At 44.4% G+C, this 17,366-nt stretch carries 17 protein-coding genes; 5 read left to right on the forward strand and 12 right to left on the reverse strand.

Features of this window, described 5'->3' with window-relative positions; translation table 11 throughout:
• Window positions 1-121: 121 nt before the first annotated feature.
• The 5 genes from NYE72_RS16320 to NYE72_RS16340 form a co-directional block, all read right to left on the reverse strand.
• Window positions 122-2,320 carry a DEAD/DEAH box helicase gene (locus NYE72_RS16320; RefSeq protein ID WP_076126645.1) on the reverse strand — a complete coding sequence of 733 codons (2,199 nt, stop codon included), beginning with the start codon at window positions 2,318-2,320 and terminating at the stop codon, window positions 122-124.
• Window positions 2,317-3,636, reverse strand: coding sequence for an ATP-binding protein (locus tag NYE72_RS16325; RefSeq protein ID WP_036676916.1), 1,320 nt, complete (start codon window positions 3,634-3,636; stop codon window positions 2,317-2,319). The genes NYE72_RS16320 and NYE72_RS16325 overlap by 4 nt, the downstream gene beginning before the upstream one ends.
• A gap of 15 nt (window positions 3,637-3,651) precedes the next feature.
• On the reverse strand, window positions 3,652-5,211 hold the full coding sequence (locus NYE72_RS16330) for a TerB N-terminal domain-containing protein (RefSeq protein WP_076296604.1): 1,560 nt from the start codon (window positions 5,209-5,211) through the stop codon (window positions 3,652-3,654).
• Window positions 5,212-5,398: 187 nt separating this feature from the next.
• Entirely contained in the window at window positions 5,399-6,610 is a 1,212-nt protein-coding gene (locus tag NYE72_RS16335; protein WP_094900681.1) for an MFS transporter, read from the reverse strand.
• An 82-nt stretch (window positions 6,611-6,692) separates the two neighbouring features.
• Window positions 6,693-7,460: a DUF1836 domain-containing protein gene (locus tag NYE72_RS16340; protein ID WP_036676915.1), complete on the reverse strand. Its 768-nt coding sequence runs from the start codon at window positions 7,458-7,460 to the stop codon at window positions 6,693-6,695.
• Between the two features lie 114 nt (window positions 7,461-7,574).
• On the opposite strand from NYE72_RS16340, the gene NYE72_RS16345 reads away from it, so the two are divergent.
• Entirely contained in the window at window positions 7,575-8,885 is a 1,311-nt protein-coding gene (locus NYE72_RS16345; protein WP_076296603.1) for a hemolysin family protein, read from the forward strand.
• A 50-nt stretch (window positions 8,886-8,935) separates the two neighbouring features.
• Here NYE72_RS16345 and NYE72_RS16350 read toward each other — a convergent pair whose 3' ends face one another.
• The 3 genes from NYE72_RS16350 to NYE72_RS16360 are packed head-to-tail and all read right to left on the reverse strand — an operon-like array spanning window position 8,936 to window position 10,301.
• On the reverse strand, window positions 8,936-9,469 hold the full coding sequence (locus NYE72_RS16350; protein ID WP_076296602.1) for a GNAT family N-acetyltransferase: 534 nt from the start codon (window positions 9,467-9,469) through the stop codon (window positions 8,936-8,938).
• Between the two features lie 24 nt (window positions 9,470-9,493).
• The gene (locus NYE72_RS16355) at window positions 9,494-9,922 is read right to left on the reverse strand and encodes a GNAT family N-acetyltransferase (RefSeq protein ID WP_076106756.1); all 429 of its coding nucleotides are present in this window, start codon (window positions 9,920-9,922) and stop codon (window positions 9,494-9,496) included.
• Between the two features lie 25 nt (window positions 9,923-9,947).
• Entirely contained in the window at window positions 9,948-10,301 is a 354-nt protein-coding gene (locus NYE72_RS16360) for a VOC family protein (RefSeq protein WP_036677380.1), read from the reverse strand.
• 191 nt (window positions 10,302-10,492) lie between these two features.
• On the opposite strand from NYE72_RS16360, the gene NYE72_RS16365 reads away from it, so the two are divergent.
• Window positions 10,493-11,809: a TrkH family potassium uptake protein gene (locus NYE72_RS16365; protein ID WP_036677378.1), complete on the forward strand. Its 1,317-nt coding sequence runs from the start codon at window positions 10,493-10,495 to the stop codon at window positions 11,807-11,809.
• Between the two features lie 57 nt (window positions 11,810-11,866).
• Here the strand turns inward: NYE72_RS16365 and NYE72_RS16370 are convergent, their stop codons facing one another.
• Window positions 11,867-12,142: a hypothetical protein gene (locus NYE72_RS16370; RefSeq protein WP_038571400.1), complete on the reverse strand. Its 276-nt coding sequence runs from the start codon at window positions 12,140-12,142 to the stop codon at window positions 11,867-11,869.
• A gap of 178 nt (window positions 12,143-12,320) precedes the next feature.
• Here NYE72_RS16370 and NYE72_RS16375 point away from each other — a divergent pair, with 178 nt between their 5' ends.
• The 3 genes from NYE72_RS16375 to NYE72_RS16385 all read left to right on the forward strand — a co-directional run bounded on the left by NYE72_RS16375 (window position 12,321) and on the right by NYE72_RS16385 (window position 15,237).
• Entirely contained in the window at window positions 12,321-13,553 is a 1,233-nt protein-coding gene (locus NYE72_RS16375) for an aminopeptidase (protein ID WP_038571402.1), read from the forward strand.
• A gap of 44 nt (window positions 13,554-13,597) precedes the next feature.
• On the forward strand, window positions 13,598-14,827 hold the full coding sequence (locus NYE72_RS16380) for an aminopeptidase (protein WP_076099098.1): 1,230 nt from the start codon (window positions 13,598-13,600) through the stop codon (window positions 14,825-14,827).
• Between the two features lie 227 nt (window positions 14,828-15,054).
• Window positions 15,055-15,237 (forward strand): hypothetical protein, encoded by a 183-nt coding sequence (locus NYE72_RS16385; protein ID WP_036676895.1) that lies wholly within the window; start codon window positions 15,055-15,057, stop codon window positions 15,235-15,237.
• A gap of 74 nt (window positions 15,238-15,311) precedes the next feature.
• Here NYE72_RS16385 and NYE72_RS16390 read toward each other — a convergent pair whose 3' ends face one another.
• Genes NYE72_RS16390 through NYE72_RS16400 form a run of 3 tightly spaced genes read right to left on the reverse strand, consistent with a single transcriptional unit; the run spans window position 15,312 to window position 17,319 of the window.
• Entirely contained in the window at window positions 15,312-16,004 is a 693-nt protein-coding gene (locus NYE72_RS16390) for a hypothetical protein (RefSeq protein WP_036676892.1), read from the reverse strand.
• A gap of 25 nt (window positions 16,005-16,029) precedes the next feature.
• On the reverse strand, window positions 16,030-16,602 hold the full coding sequence (locus NYE72_RS16395) for a TetR/AcrR family transcriptional regulator (RefSeq protein WP_076106759.1): 573 nt from the start codon (window positions 16,600-16,602) through the stop codon (window positions 16,030-16,032).
• Window positions 16,603-17,319, reverse strand: coding sequence for an MBL fold metallo-hydrolase (locus NYE72_RS16400; protein ID WP_339210025.1), 717 nt, complete (start codon window positions 17,317-17,319; stop codon window positions 16,603-16,605).
• Window positions 17,320-17,366: the final 47 nt, after the last annotated feature.

Consider the following 17,366-nt stretch of genomic DNA (forward strand, 5'->3'; position numbering starts at 1 on the left):
TCTTATGCAACATTTGAAACTTAAGGAAAGTTCATATATCACCATGGATCCGGACATAACAAAACGCCCGCTTATGCGGGCGTCTGCAATTTAGAGTATTTTCGGTGTTTACTGCTCAAGGTTAATTAGGTTGCTGCCACTGCTTTAAAACTTCAATCAGACCCGGGACATCTAATCCATCCAAGGAAAAAGCTTTGCGCAGCAGCTCATGCGGGATGAACTCATCGTATTTTCCGAGGTAGGGCGCTTCATCTGGTGATAACAATGATAATGGATCTGTGGCAGCCATACTTTCGGCAATGATCTCTGCTTCCAGCGTTTCTGCATCAGTTTTACCCGCAACAACCATATAATAAGGTTCCATCGGAACGATAGAACGCAGTCCCAGAGGGCTCTTCAGATTGTTCTTCAGAAGGCGCTCCAGCGTGCGGAATTGTCGACTGCCCGCCCAGGGCAGAATGAACATAGAATCTCCACCCGCCGGCATAACGGATCGCACAAGCATTCCGCTTTCCTTCGCTAAACGACGAGCTCGTTCGAGCCGCGCAGCCGCACTCGGAGCTAAATACGGATACAATGAAGTGGCTCCTAAGATTTCACGGATCTTGTTCATGATGCGTGTATGTACATCCCCACCCGCACCAAGCCACAACGTATCTACTTTGCCGCGTGAGGTTTTCACATAAACGGCTTTATGGCGATTATCCACCTCTTCTACCTTCCAAAGCTTACCTGCTAGAGTAAAACAGTAGCCTGGTGGTGGAACCGTTGTGATCGATCCGATTTCCTCAGTTCCGTTATAGACCACATGCTCTTCATCATCTTTGAAGACCGCGTAGAAGCGGAAGTTATTCACGATCTTCTCTCCCGCCATCCCGATGATCAAGCTGCCTTCGTCCATCTTCTCAATTTGTCCCATGCCTAACATATAGGTCATGAAAATATCATAATCAGTAGGATCTATGGTTTTAAACGAAGGCAAACTCAGAACCGCTTCTTTTAAATCATCCGGTTCGGCCTCACCCATACTTTTCAAAATGCTCATCGTCTGATGGTATAGCAGTCCAACTGGCAGCTGACGCACGACCAGGGGTTCAACCCATTTCTCGCGCACATATAGCTCAATAACCGCTATCGCTCGAAGCAGTGTCCACGGCATCCGCGCCGGAAGCTGAGCTTCCTCGTCCTCTTCCTCGGGCGTGACAAAGATCATCTCGGATGCAGCGTCTCCACGCCTGCCCGAGCGGCCTAACCGCTGCACAAAGCTAGCACAGCTATAGGGAGCGCCGACCTGTAGCACTCGCTCCAGCTCGCCCAGATCAATGCCCAGCTCCAGCGTCAACGTCGCTGCGGCAACAGCCGGTCCGGTGCCTTGCCGCAGCGCGGCTTCCGTCTCTTCACGCAGCATCGCGGAGATGCTGCCGTGGTGAACGTGAAACACATCCCGTTCACCACGCTTCGCGGCCGTTCTCCGCATCTCTAGGGTCGCCGTCTCCGCATCTGAGCGGCTGTTGGTGAAGATCAACGCCTTCTTCAGATGCGTATGATCATAAATAAAATCGTAATAAGACTGCTTCGCACGTTCTAAATGCTCCGCCTGCACCTCATCCCGTGCATCCGGGAAAGAGAAATGCTCCACACTTAACCTGAGCTTACGCCCGCCTTGTGGAGCGGACACTTCAACGCTCTCCCGTGTGCCTGCCGCTAGCCACTCCGTGACAGAAGCGTAGTCGCTCAGCGTAGCAGATAGACCGATTCTGCGAGGATGGCATCCCGCCATTCGTGAAATTCTCGCCAGCTGGCTTAACACCTGGATCCCCCGGTCAGCTCCCATAAAGGCATGCACCTCGTCAATGACAATAAAACGTAGATCATGGAACAACGCTGGAATAGCATTCGGGCGGTTCATCAACAATCCTTCAAGCGATTCAGGGGTGATTTGCAGCACGCCTGAAGGATTCTGCACCAGTTTTGTTTTATCAGCTTGTGGTACATCTCCATGCCAGTGCCACACCGGAATGTTGCCTTCGCGAAGCAAATCATTCAAACGTGTAAATTGATCGTTGATCAAAGCTTTCAAAGGGGCGATATACAAAATGCCAACCGAACCGGAAGGACGTTCATACAGCTCAGTAAGCGCAGGGAAAAAAGCTGCCTCTGTCTTACCTGAAGCGGTACCTGAGGCAATCAGCAGATGATGCGGGGTATCAAAAAGCACACGGCAGGCATCCACCTGTGCCTCACGCAAAGTCTCCCAGCGGTTCTTATAAATAAACTCTTTAATGAAGGGTGCCAGCCTATAGAACGGATTATCACTCATAATTCAAACTCCGCTAAGAACCCATCCAGTTCATTTTGCTCGGTCTCAGCTGGCTTAGCTGTTTTTTCGCCCACTAGCTGTTCAAAAGTAATCTCCGGATGCTGGTGGAGCGTATGCAGCAGATCCATGAAATCACGAACTACCTCCCGTGGAGTCAAGAGTTCCTCAGCCCCTAATCTTCCAACCGCTTCCTCCATAAAATGAACCAATTGTTCCTGTGATAAACGCGCTTCATAACCATAATGTAGGGCGTGAATCCCTTTAAGCTTTTGCAGCAGTACCAGAATTTCCTCGTGTGATAACATGTCCAGTGCAATGATAGGTCCAGTATAATTGTTCAGACCCGCCGCCCCGTACCGGCCTGCAACCAATCTCGATCGCAGTGCCTCATAACTAAATAATCCGCGCCGTCCATCTTCCACAAATTGCGGTGTTCCCCCTATAAAAATCCCAAGGTTCTCTGCCTTCCCCTGCATCGTATCATTGAACATGGTAAGCAGCTTTTCATAGTTGCTCTGGCGGGAAATACTGTTCGTAATTTTATAGAGATTGACACCTTCATCAATAAACAGCAGCAGACCTTTATAGCCAATAGCCGCGGTAAATTCCGCCCAAAGCTTCATATAGTCATACCAATTATCATCATCAATAATCACGCCAACTCCAAGCGCTTTGCGGGCTTCTGTCCGAGTTGCAAATTCTCCACGCAACCAGCGAAGCGAATCCTGTTTCTGGTCATCATCAGCCAGCTTGTGTGCATTCCAATAAGAGGCGAGTACTTTGGCAAAATCAAAACCATGCACCAAACCACGCATTTCAGAGGCTACAGCGTAAATTCGCTTCTCTACTTCTTCACCAAGCTGAGGGTGATCAGGTCCATATTCCTTCTCCTGCATCACGGACTGCTGTAGCGTAATAATCCATTTCTGCAGGATGATCTCCAACGCTCCACCATCTGGACGTGTGCGGGTCGATAAATGGCTCATTAACTCCCGGTAAGTCGCTAGGCCTTGTCCTTTGGTTCCCACTAATCTGCGCTCAGGGGAGAGGTCAGCATCTGCTACTACAAAATCACGATCCATCGCGTAATTACGGATCATCTGAAGCAGAAAGCTTTTGCCGCTGCCGAATTTGCCTGTAATCAGCTTAAAAGCTGCCCCACCCTCTGCAATGTTCTCCATATCTCTTAATATGGCTTCAATCTCCGGCCGGCGGCCAACGGCTATATGCTCTAGTCCGATACGCGGAACAACACCAGCCGTCAACGAATTGACTAGCGCAGTTGTCATTCGTTTAGGTATTTTTAATTCACTCATCCAAAGTTCACCTCATTAAATATTGCGCAGCATAGAGATATATTCCTCAACAATATCTTCACCCTCAATGATCAGATCACCGAGAATATCCATTGCGATTTCATTAATCTCATCAATTAAAAGCTCTGACATCGTGCCATTGGCAGCAGCCAGCTTCAGCATAGATTGACTTCCATCCTCATCCAAAAGAGCAAACAGTGCTTCCCGTTGTAGTGGACTTAAAGCATTGGCAAACTGTTCTGCCTCCGACCCTATGTTAACCACTTGAGCTTCTTCCATCACATCTACAGGCAACAATTCTTCCTTGCTGTCTTTTATTGGACCGATTTCATCGATAGTTACATCGATCTCGCTATCCTCGTAATCTTCCTGCTCGTCCATATTCTCAACCGTAAGCATCGTCCGTACAATTTCAGAATCACTTTGCAGGCGTTCTAGCTTCTCCGGATCTATGACGACTGCCGGCCCCTTGTCTTCCTGCGTCTCTTTAAGGTACTCACGCTTTAGAAAACGAGTGATCAAATCGTCCATATCGGCATCCACATTAACACCTTTAAGTCGTCCGCGGTAGCCCATCAGTTCCCGTAGTTTATTCTCAGTCAGACGAAATAGCCTGGTAATCAGACTGCGAAGTGGTGGAGATTTACTAATACGTACAACCGGTATAAGAACAGAATAGCCATATAATGAAATGTCATATACGGCACTTCGGAATAAATAACGCTCCCGCATCACCGCTGGTCCAGGTGGAAACATTTCAACTAGATTGGAGCCGTGTTTTCGGGTGACATAAGCATTGATTAACGCCACGACCTGCGGAATGTATTGTTCAAGAGCTTCTTTGCCTTCTCCGATGTAGAACTTGGATTTACTAATATCATAGTCCGACATTGCCGTTAATACTGCAAAGGTTAGTTGCTCAGGCGCTGCGGTCAAGCCTCTCATTAATTCAAGTTCCGCCAGATCTCCTGCAAGACCACGTGAACGAGCCACAATGATAGAAAGCGGGACATCCAAGTGATGTACAAAAGAGAAGTCCGCGATCCAGCCGCCAAGATATTGATCCAAGCGTTTATAACTTTCCCGGTAAGCTTCCCACATCTGATTTAGCTGCCTATAGCCATCATAAGGATCAGTCCACCCCACGCCATTAATAAGCTCATATACATGCAGAAAAATATAAGAAAGATCTGTTTTCAGATATCTGCCTTGTCTAACTTCATTCCGCCAATAAAAATACCATCTGCTTTGCGTGCCTGTCATATGGCCATATGTAGGCCAGTAACTCTTAAAAGGAACAAATAGCGCTGAATCCTCAGTTTTATCAACCAATTCCTTCGCTCTTGTTACGAACTGCCCTTCGGTGGTAGTCACAGGCTCCGGCGTTTCCATCTCTGTATCCCAAAGCTGCAGCTGTAATGAAGGTTCAGGGGTGGAATTTGTTTTGCCATTATTCTTAGAAGATGACTTAGGCAGCGCAGGTTCAGGGGAATTTCGCGGCGGAATCGGTACATTTTGTTCCGTACTTTCCCAGACTAATTCTGTGAAATGCGGCTGCTTCCTATCATTACTCATGTGCGATCGCTCCGTCCTTATAACTAAGGATTAATGTAAAAAAACGGTCCTGTTCACAACTGTGAAGGAACCGTTTTGTTCTTACGTAATAGTAGTGGTCGTCCATACAGGACGACAACATCGTTTCTTCTTGATATTTTAGCACTGTTGATAGATTAACATCAAGTATGTAATGCAGAATCACACTTTAGAGAAGCTCGGTACCCTTTGTTTCTTTGCCAAGGAACAATACCGCTAATGCACCGATAATAATTGTTACAAAAAATAACATAAAGATCGAGCCAATCGCCATAGATTTACCTACTAGAACCCCTACCAGCAAAGGTGCGATAATGCCCCCAATCCGGCCAAAGGACGTTGCTAAACCAGCACCTGTGGAACGAATAGCCGTTGGGTACAGCTCTGGCGTATAAGCGTACATGCCACCCCAAGCGCCAAGATTGAAGAAGGATAAACAAATTCCGGCAGCCATCAGCATACCTTCAGTAGTCGCATTTCCGAACCATGCAGCGCTAACCGCAGTGAACAGCATATAGATGACTAGGACAAATTTACGTCCGAACTTTTCAATAAAGTAAGCGGCAGTAAAATACCCAGGCAGCTGAGCGAGCGTCATAATAAGCACATACTCGAAGCTTTTGACCAAGCTGAAGCCTTTAAGTACCATAACTGTAGGCAGCCATAGAAACATGCCATAATACGAGAACACCACCGTAAACCATAAAATCCACAACATAATTGTAGAACGGCGATATTCTGGCGACCATACGGTAGCGATTCGTTTCTTTAAGGAAACGGGTGCCTTTTTAATCTCAGCAAATTTCGGTGAATCATCAATCGCCCGTCTTAGATATAAAGCGTAGAGTGCAGGTACAGCCCCAATTCCGAAAGCTATACGCCAGCCATAATCAGGGATAATGAAGAACGCGATTAATGCAGATGCAATCCAACCGACTGCCCAAAAGCTCTCCAAAAGCACAACCGCACGGCCTCTCTCCTGAGCAGGCATGCTCTCTGAGACCAAGGTAGAAGCGACAGGCAGCTCTCCGCCAAGGCCAAACCCAGCAATAAAACGAAGCACACAGAGGATCGCAAAGCCTGTTGCAAATGCAGATAATCCGCTTGCCGCCGAGAAAATAAGGAGTGTCCACAGCAATACCGGTTTACGACCAAAGCGGTCTGCTAATATTCCTGCCGCTGCAGCACCTACTGCCATACCGACGGAATTAATACTAGTCAATATACCGATCTGCTCCGGTCCCAGATTCCAATCCTTAGCTAAAGCTGCTACAACAAAAGAAATCATTCCGACGTCCATCGCATCGAACATCCAGCTCAAGCCAGCGCTGAAGAGTAATTTCCTTTGTTTCGGATTCCGCAGCAGTGTCATTTGATTCACTTCGAAGCCCCCTTATTTCAACCTGCTAACTAATAAAACTTACTTTTGATTGTTTCACTTATACATTTTAAAATTGAAGTGCTCAAAAATCAAGAAATAAAGCAGCATTAAAGTATTGCCTAGCCAGCGATTGAAAATAACAGGTCTGCACAGAAATTGTGGCGATAAGCAGCATATTACGAACGGATTCTCTCTGCGCTCTCGACAAATGTGTCAGCCGGTTAATTACACGATCTATAGAGCTTTTTAACGAGGTATCTTCTTTCCAAGAGAACTCCTTGTGCAACACTTGATCTACTTTACATTGCGTCTGAATCGATGGATTGCTTTTGATCTCCTCAAAAAGCCCTGCATATGCGTAATACAGCTTGGCCGGTTCAATTAGATCATCATCATCGCGATCCGGCTTTAGGAACATTAGCTGGAACAATTGGCGAATACTTTCAAAGTTAAGGGCTGATTTGAGATCATCAATAATAAACAAAAGCGCCGCCTGATTAACCGAATATTTCTTTCCTTCTTTAGGCGAACCGAGATATTCCTTGAAGTCGCGCTTGACCCAATTTTGCATAGCTGTGACGGTCAATGTGGAATACTCTATAAGATGGCCCAATGAAGCAATTTCACCAAGTGAAAAGCCTTTTACATGGCCGCCTTTAATGATCTTTTGTAATATGGGTGGAACATTGGTTGATAAAAAAGCGGGTAACGAAGTCCCCTTTTGTAATTCTTCACGGTGAAACTTTGCCCATGCCTCTTGGAGGATATTCAGCGGTTTCCGGTCTGACAATCCGGTCAATGAGAGCAGTAGACTGGACATCTCCACACGAGTCAATGCAAATGATTCCATATCTGTTTCCCTCCACCATTTGATATTTTACTGAAAAGTTCGTAGAATAGTTCATAAGAACTCATAATAATGAGTATAACCTATTTTAGGAACGAAAGGGATGGTAAAGATTATATGGGTATAGGACTTAGTTTGACGTTGGTGGTTATTTTGATTATTTTAACCGCTTTTTTTGTAGCAACAGAATTTGCATTGGTGAGACTTAGAGGTAGCCAGATCAGTCAAATGGTGCTTGACGGAAAGAAGAATGCCTTAGCAGTACAGAAGGTATCCGCTAATCTCGATGGCTATTTATCCGCTTGTCAGCTCGGGATTACAATCACTGCGCTGGGTATTGGTGCACTGGCAGAACCTGCATTCGAACAGTTATTGCTTCCGATTTTCGACTGGGCCAATATCAGTTCTAGTGTGAGTCACCCTCTTGCGTTTTTACTCGCATTCATCATTGCAACATTCTTACACGTTGTTGTCGGAGAACTTGCTCCGAAGACGGCAGCTATAAACATTCCGGAAAAAATCGGTCAAATTACTTCACCGCTGATTATTTGGTTCTACAGAATTTTGTACCCTCTCATTTGGTTCATGAACGGTTCCGCTAATATGCTTGTTCGTCTTTTCGGGATGAAACCAGCTAGTGAGCATGGAGACGCGCATAGTGAAGATGAGATTCGTTTGATCTTGTCCGAGAGTTACGAAAGCGGGAAAATCAATAAAGCCGAATATGGCTATGTTAACCGAATCTTTACTTTTGATGAGATGCTCGCCAAAGAAATCATGGTTCCGCGAACCGATATGGTATGTCTTTTTACCAATCATTCGTTGAAAGAAAATTTCGAAATTATCCGCAAGGAGCAATATACTCGTTTCCCTGTGGCACAAGGCAGCAAGGATAATATTATCGGGATGATCAATACAAAACAGCTCTATTTGCAGTATGATAACAATCCTGATTTTGATTTCCAAAGTTTGATTCAACCCGTCCTGACAGTATCTGAGGTTACACCAGTCAAGAATCTTCTAACTCGTATGCAGTTGGAACGTGTGCATATTGCCTTGCTGCTTGATGAATATGGTGGAACATCCGGTCTCATCACGATTGAAGATATTTTGGAAGAAATCGTTGGTGAAATCCGTGACGAGTTTGACGGTGATGAACGCAGAGAAGTCGAAAAAATAAGCGATACTAACTATCTGTTCGATGGTAAAGTATCTCTGTTAGAGGTCAAGGAACTTACAGGGCTTGATTTCGAAGATGAAGAAGTGACTACAGTTGGAGGTTGGGTATATAGTCATATTACAGATCCAGCCATTGGCAAAAGTATTGTTCGTGACCATGTAACATTGACCATCCGCGAGATGAACAGATACCGTGTCCGCAAGGTTGAAGTTGTTATCGAACAATCAAGCAACACTGAATCATCATAAATTACGAAATCATAACCTTTATTCATAAAAAAAAGGATAGAGTCATCAGATTAAATCTGATCCTCTATCCTTTTTTCTTTTGGGAGAATTTTGCTCATATAATATTCGTCCACCCACTCACCATCGATAATAAGAGATTTCCGCTTCGTCCCTTCGATTTCAAACCCGTTCTTGATATATAGCGCCAAAGCAGCTTGATTATGGGTCATGACGGATAACTCAAGACGAACAATCCCATTGTTCATAGCCCAGATGTCCATCTCACGGAACAGGCCAGCTCCAATCCCATTCCCCTGATATTGTTTCTGAATCCCAATCACTATGTACGCGCTATGTCTATTGCGTCTAACACTTCCACCTCTAACAGACAAGTAACCTGCCAAATGATTGTCAACCTCTGCCCCTATAAGAATTGAAGTTTTCCCTGCCAGAAAGCTTTCGAGCATTTCTTTGACCTGACAAAGACTAGCTTGTCTTTCATCCGGTTCCAATAACATAAATTTGGACTCCTGGTCTAACTGATGCTGAAGTCGAAGCAATTCACCTGCATCCTCCGGCACCAGCTCTCTAAGTGTGACCATCATATCATCACTTCCAATCGTAAATAACTATAAATACTTCTTGAACAACTTGCTGGAGCTGCCATCATAACCTAGATGCTCGTAAAAACGATGCGCTTCTTCTCTCTTTGCAGCACTTGATAACATAATCTTAAGGGCTCCCTTGAAGATTGCTACATTCTCGGCATGTCTCATTAGCATTGCGCCATACCCTTTTCCTCGTACTTTTTCAGCCACAATAACTCTTTCTATAACAGCAAAGGGCCTATCGTCACACAAAGCATCCATACAAAAATGAAGATGTAACGACCCGACAATTATTCCTTGTTCTTCGTACACATAAAGAAAACTATCCGGATGATCTGCTATCTGCTTCAGTCGCTCAGGGGATACATGAATAGCTGGATGCTCAGGTAGCAAAATCCGGTATAGTTCTTCAATATTGATAGCGTCTTTGGGCACAGCTTCTCTTATCATTCGTCTACTCCCTTCTATATAACGCTTAACAACGACAGACCATAATCACATTTCCATCGGGATCTTTAAAATTAAACCAATGATCATGTTCGATATCCGTCAGAATCTCTCCTCCGTTGGCCTTTACATAATCATAAGCAGCATCAATGTCCTCGGTGTTTAGATGAAACGAAGGGATGTTTAGAACAGATTCAGCGGTGTAAATCTTACTGTCCAAAACGATGCCCGGTCCCTGCATAGGGACTACATATAAATGGCCGAATAATACCTCTCCATCTAGTGGCAGTCCAAGCAATTGGCAATACCATTGTTTAGATTTCTCAATATCCTTTACCGGAATAAAAACAGCACCAATCTGATTCAGAATCGGACTTATCATCATTAAGAAAGCCTCCTCTTTAAAGTTGACGGATAGGGTGTTATTCTAGAATAATTCGATAAAATATGTCAATTACCTCCCTCCATTTAGGGAAGGGCTGGTAAGTTGTGTTATAATTCTGTGAGCATTACTCCAATATCACGTACGTCAGGAGAATTACATTGGCTAACCTGAACTTCGGTGGTTTTAAAATGACCCCGCCCAAAGTTTTATCACTAGGATTCTTAATCCTTATCACTGCCGGGACTTTTCTGCTTAGTCTCCCGGTCTCCTCAACATCCGGACAAATATCCTTTATCGATGCCTTGTTTATGGCGACTTCAGCCACATGTGTTACAGGTCTTGCAGTCATTGATACGGGAACTCAGCTAACTACCTTCGGACAAGTTGTTCTACTCATTTTATTTCAAATCGGAGGATTAGGCTTTGTAACGATGGCTACTTTGATTACCTTGGTCCTTAATAAACGGATATCCTTGAAAGAGCGAATCCTTTTGCAAGAATCTATGAACCAAAATTCGATGCAGGGAATTGTACTCTTAATCCGTAGAGTCCTGATCTATTCTCTTGTTATTCAGCTGTCGGGTGCCGTGTTGTTTGCTGGAAGGTTTATGATGGATATGCCCTTTGGGAAAGCAGCATATTATGGGATTTTTCATAGTATATCTATCTTTAATAATGCAGGCTTTGATCTCTTCGGTGATATTCATGGACCCTTTAGCGGACTTACTCGTTTTGTAAATGATCCCATTGTTAACTTCACCTCAATGAGCCTCATATTTCTTGGAGGGATTGGTTTTATCGTTCTGTCTGATCTTATGGACTTTCCTAAACGCAGAAGACTCACTCTTCATTCAAAGGTTGTTCTTTGGACTTCTCTTATATTGATTATTATTGGTGCGGGGCTGTTTTTCTTACTGGAGTATAATTCTACGCTGAAGCCCTTGAGTGCAAGCGGAAAGTTTTGGGCGACCTTTTTACAAGCGGTAACTCCGCGATCTGGTGGTGTCACCACCATTGAAGTTCCACTTTTACGGCAATCCACACAATTTCTGATGATTCTATTGATGTTTATCGGAGCTGCACCTGGGTCGACGGGTGGAGGAATTAAGATCACTACATTCGCCGTACTGGTTACTGCGGTAGCTGCACGATTACGGGGGAAAGAAGATATTGTAATGTTTCGCCACCGGATCGCTAAAGAAAATGTATATAGAGCCCTTACCATCACATTAATGTCTCTCATGCTGCTTGTCATCGCTACGATGTTATTATCCTTGACCGAGAGCGCTGAATTTCTAACTGTACTTTTTGAAGCTGTATCTGCTTTTGGAACCTCAGGCTTATCTATGGGCCTTACTCCGGAACTGACTACGGCAGGAAAGGTTCTAGTGATTATCCTGATGTTTATGGGCCGGACCGGACCACTTACACTTGCTTATGCTTTGAAACCAAAAGGTAGTAAAGAACTGTATCGTTACCCAGAAGGTAAGATAACGATTGGATAGTCATGATATGGCCAGCGGCTACCAGATAATGCCGCTGGCGTCATATCAATAATAGTATTATTCTTCCACGATTTCTTGTTGATCAAGTGCCGCATCCAGCAACTGATTGTACACATCATCGTCATTCTCCAGCAATGCATCCGTTTCTAAGAACTGTTCCTCGCTCCCAGGCTCACCCGCAAAGCTTAGACTGTAATCCCATTCCGTTCCTCTTGTACTGAAGAAAGTAATTTCATATGGAGCCTTATGATTTTCGAGAGTGAATACAGTCCTCCCTACATAACTTTTATCTTCTTTACGGCTCATTTCAGCACTTACGATCTCTAAATTCATCCACTTATCTTCCTTCCTATCATCAAATCAGCTACCCTTTCAGTATATCATTGAAATGATTGTAATTCCTTCTCTTTGCTCTGTAAATTCCACGTAATTGACTTTTTTCATCCGGCGGTTAATAATTTAGTACAATGCTTGTAAAGTACTAAACTATTAGTAAATGGAGGAAATTACAATGACTGATTTTCAGGCTAAGCTTAGTAAATATGCAGATTTAGCTGTACAAATAGGTGTTAATGTTCAACCCGGGCAAATTCTAGTGGTGAATGCACCGATTCTTGCCGCTGATTTCGTACGTCTAATTACCGCTAAGGCATATGCCATCGGAGCAAGTTTAGTTAAGGTGAACTGGAGTGATGCGAGCATTACACGCCAACAGTTTGAACACGCTGCGCCAGAGGTATTCACTCAGCCTCCTACTTGGTACGCAGGTGAAATGACTGAATTCGCCGAAAAAGGTGCGGCTATCCTTAACGTGATCGCTGAAGATCCTGATGCACTTAAAGGTATTGATCCAGTACGTATCTCCAATTTTCAAAAAGTACGTGGAGCTGCCCTCACCAAATATCGTGAAATGCAAATGTCCGACAAAGTTAGCTGGAGTATTGTAGCTGTTCCTTGTCAAGCTTGGGCGGATAAAGTGTTCCCTGAGGTTCCAGCCGAAGAACGTGTAGATAAACTCTGGGAAGCCATTTTCCACACCGTGCGTCTTGACCGTGAAGATCCAGTAGCTGCATGGCAGGAGCATCTCGACACCTTAGAACAAAAAGCAAATGTACTCAATGCAAAAAAATATAAAAAGCTGCATTACATAGCACCTGGCACTGACCTTAGCATCGAGCTTCCTGAAGGCCATATCTGGGCACAAGGAGACAGCATTAATGCAAAAGGTCATTCTTTTGTAGCCAATATGCCTACCGAAGAAGTCTTCACTGCACCACTAAAAACTGGTGTTAATGGCACTGTAAGAAGCACAAAGCCACTTAGTCATGGCGGCAACATCATCGATGGCTTCTCTATTAGCTTTGAGAACGGCCGTATTGTAAGTGTTACTGCTGAGCAAGGTCAAGAAGCGCTAGAGCACCTCATTAGTATGGATGAAGGAGCGAAATACTTAGGGGAAGTTGCCTTGGTTCCTCATAAATCCCCTATTTCTGAATCCAACATTCTTTATTACAACACATTGTTTGACGAAAATGCTTCTAATCACCTTGCTATAGGTATGGCTTATGCCTTCTGTTTAGAAGGCGGTAAAGACATGAATCCAGAGCAGTTAATTGAGCATGGCCTCAACAATAGTGTAACCCATGTGGATTTCATGATCGGGTCAGCTGAGATGAACATTTACGGGATAACTGCTGATGGAACTGAAGAACCTGTCTTCCTGAATGGAAACTGGGCGTTCTAATTTAAGCACACAAGAGATACAGGATATTGGGAGGAATAGAAACTATGTTGGATTTCAAGCAAAAGCTGGAGAATTACGCATTGCTGGCCGTGAAGATTGGCGTTAATATTCAACCGGGTCAGACACTCGTTGTGAATGCAGATATTGTATCCGCAGAGCTTGTGCGACTTGTGGTTCGTAAAGCCTATGAAGCCGGCGCGAGACTTGTAAAGGTGAATTATAGTGATGAAGTTGTATTACGTACACGATATGATCTTGCTCCATCCGATTCCTTCCTGGAGCCGCCGCAGTGGCAAGCCGATGAATTAGAGGATCTTGCTAAAAAGGGAGCGGCATTTCTAACCATTATCTCTGCTGACCCGGATCTTTTAAAAGGCGTTGAACCTGGAAGAATTGCCGATAATCAGCGTATCTCTGGGCAGACCCTAGCGCCATATCGTGAGTACTTAATGGGAAATCATGCGAGCTGGAGCGGTCTTGCCTTCCCATCAGCCTCTTGGGCTGCAAAAGTGTTCCCTGACGCTCCATCCGAGCAGCAGGTTGAACTGTTATGGGATGCCATCTTTAAAGCCACACGTGCGGATCAGGACGATCCTATTGAAGCATGGAGCCGCCATTTAGATGGACTCAAAACTCGTTGCGCTTCCTTGAATGAAAGTAAGTTTCGCAAGCTGCACTATACAGCACCTGGTACAGATTTAACTATTGAGTTGCCAGAAGGACACATCTGGTGTCAGGCAGGAGCTGTGAACGGTAAGGGCGTCCCTTTCTTAGCCAATATTCCTACGGAAGAAGTGTTTACTGCCCCTTTGAAGTCTGGTATTAATGGTAAAGTGAGCAGCACTAAGCCACTTAGCTACGGCGGCAATCTAATCAATAACTTCACGCTGACCTTTGAGAACGGTAAAGTGATTGATTTTACTGCTGAAGAAGGCGCTGAAACTTTGGCATCACTAATCGCGCTGGATGAAGGCTCTTCCTATCTTGGCGAAGTTGCTTTGGTACCTTTCCACTCTCCGATTTCTGAGAGCGGTATTCTTTATTACACTACGTTGTATGATGAGAATGCCTCCTGTCATTTGGCTTTAGGTGCAGCTTATGCCTTCACAATTCAAGAAGGAATTACGATGACTAAGGAACAGCTGTTGGAAAAAGGAATGAATCAAAGCCATACCCATGTTGACTTTATGATGGGCTCTCCTGAAATGAATATTGACGGAATTAACGATGATGGAACAACAGTACCTATCTTCCGTAATGGGGATTGGGCTTAAGGCTTAAACAACACCCGTTAGATCCTAGATAGAACCAACTTCAAACAACCCGCTTAGCTCTCTAATTAGAGAGTAAGCGGGTTGTTTTTGTTTTAACAATAACATTTCAGGTGGTGAAATGCCCAAATTTGAATAAATGTTCAATATTTGTTCACACTATTGTTGATTTCCGTTCACAAATATGTCACAATACAATTAAGGATTGAATTTCCAAGGAGGGGATTATCATGTTGAGAGACCCAGTATCCAAAGAAGTTGACAGCATCGAAGAAGAACAGCTAGAAATTCAACCACCGGTAGATTCAAGAATTGTTGCATCTAATGCTATTAAATACACTGCCTATGTTATGCTGCTTTTTGGATTCTTGTATTTCCTGATTGCTTACTTGGCGCCTATGTTGGAACCTTAATGTGATGGATATAACTTTATTGGAAAACGCTTACGGTTAATCACTCTCTATGGAGTAGTGATTAACCGTTTTTATTAATTCCATGAGAATGCTTTGTTTGTCCAAGCTATTGCTGTAGGCGACCATACCCCGTTCATCTTCGATTGTATCCAAGCTATGGCCTCTTCTCTATCCCCTTCAAAAGCGGATAAACCGTTATCTGACATCCAGTGACTGACCGTCTCGAACGAGGTACTACTCCAACCATTTACTTCACCTTCATCATTCAGGCGTTGCTTGATGCCTGAGATCACCATATCTAAAGATCCTTGCAGCTCAGTAACCGCGTTATCGAAGGCTGTTTTCTTTTCTTTTGCCTTCATATCAGCCTCTGCCCGAAGTTTACGTGTATCAATACCTTCATGTTCACGAACAATCTGCAGCAAGGTCACAGCTTCTTTACTAGCCAACCCATCCTTATACCGCTCTTCAATAGATTTGGTACTGCCTGCTGCTGCTACAAATGCCGGGAACCACTCCCTTGAGACCAAAATAGCCTTTTTCTTAATAAACTTTCCGTATCCTGCAAGGCCCTCACCTGGAAACTGCGCACGCCATGACCACGGATCTAAATCTGTTCCAGTATGCCAATTCTCGGGCTTAGTTAAGCCGTTTAAAGACGGGTGCCCGGGGATGAGCGCAGCAAGCGGTAAAATCCCCAATTTCGCAATAACCTCTGCTGTTTCACCATAAGTGGTGACACTACCTTGTTCATATTCCTGACCCATTTGTTCATCATCTCCTAGATCTAATTTAATCAGATTTCATATTTCCAATTCCGGTTATAAAAGTGCTAATCAAGCGGGTTAGACTCTCGTTAGTATCGAGCGCCATACCGAATCCACCCTTTTGCTCCAATGAGGCGAATCCATGCAGGATACTCCGTAATCCCCTTACGGCATGAAGTTCTCCTTCTTCGCCTAATTGATAACTCTTCATCACCTGAATTATAAACTGCAAAATATGCTCACCAGCCGCTTCAAGCTCCGTGTTCTCCTGCTCAGGCGCTCGTAGTGTAGTCTCATACAGACCTGGTCTACTCCTAGCAAAATCCACATATGCCCGGCCCATCGCGTGTACAGCAGCATCTCCATTTAATCCTTCAGCTGCGTTCGACATGCTTGTAAATAATAACTCTAATCCGTAAATGGCGAGCCCAGTCCGCAAATCCTGCAGTCCATTTATATGGTTGTATAATGACGGGGAACGAACACCTAGTTTACCTGCTAATGCAGCCAAGGTAACCGCCTCTATACCTTCATCATCGGCAATATCTGCTGCTCTAATCACTAGTGTGTGACGATCTAATCCTGCTCTAGGTGACATTTAATTACTCCTATCCTGAATCATTTGTGCCTTACGTATGGCTTTCTCCATCTCCTGCTTTGGCGCTTTCAGTAAGTTGCCGTGACCAACAGCAAGTAAAGCTGGAGATAACTCTAGAAGCTTAATCGCACTATTCAGAGCTTGAGCTTTATTCCATGTAGCCATTGCTGGAAAAGGAAACAGGGGGATGATGGTTCCAGCCACCGCAGTTCCCCGGAAGGTCTGAAGAGCATCCCCAACGATTACAGCACCGCTGCGTGAATCAAGGAAAGACATAGAGCCGGGGGTATGTCCTGGAGTGTGAATCGCTGTTAATGATCCAATGGTATCCCCTTCGTGGAGAAGGACATCTGGTTTTGTAGCTATCTTCTTCGGAACGCCTCCCTTAATAGGGGTCTGAGGTTCTCCTTCCCGAAGTGAACGATCTCCACGAAGTAATGCCGAATCTCGCTCAGAGATGTACACCTGAGCCTCTGGACGTTGCTTTTTTAGTCCATCCAGTGCCCCAATATGATCATCATGCGCATGCGTTAAGATTATACGTGTAAGCTTCTTATTTAGCTTCGCTTCAGTCTTCATAATTCCTTTTAGACTAAATGGCATAGCGGCATCTATTAAAGTTAATCCATCCTTTTCCTCAATAATGTAACAATTCACTGGAAAAAAATTTGGCATCCAAGTCAACTGCAATAAATGACCTTCACGTGTTACTCTCATCCTTACCCCTCCGATAAACTAATGATATTAGCTTAAATATAAACTAA

It is taken from the genome of Paenibacillus sp. FSL L8-0333, assembly GCF_037965665.1.
Lineage (GTDB): Bacteria > Bacillota > Bacilli > Paenibacillales > Paenibacillaceae > Paenibacillus_AQ > Paenibacillus_AQ odorifer.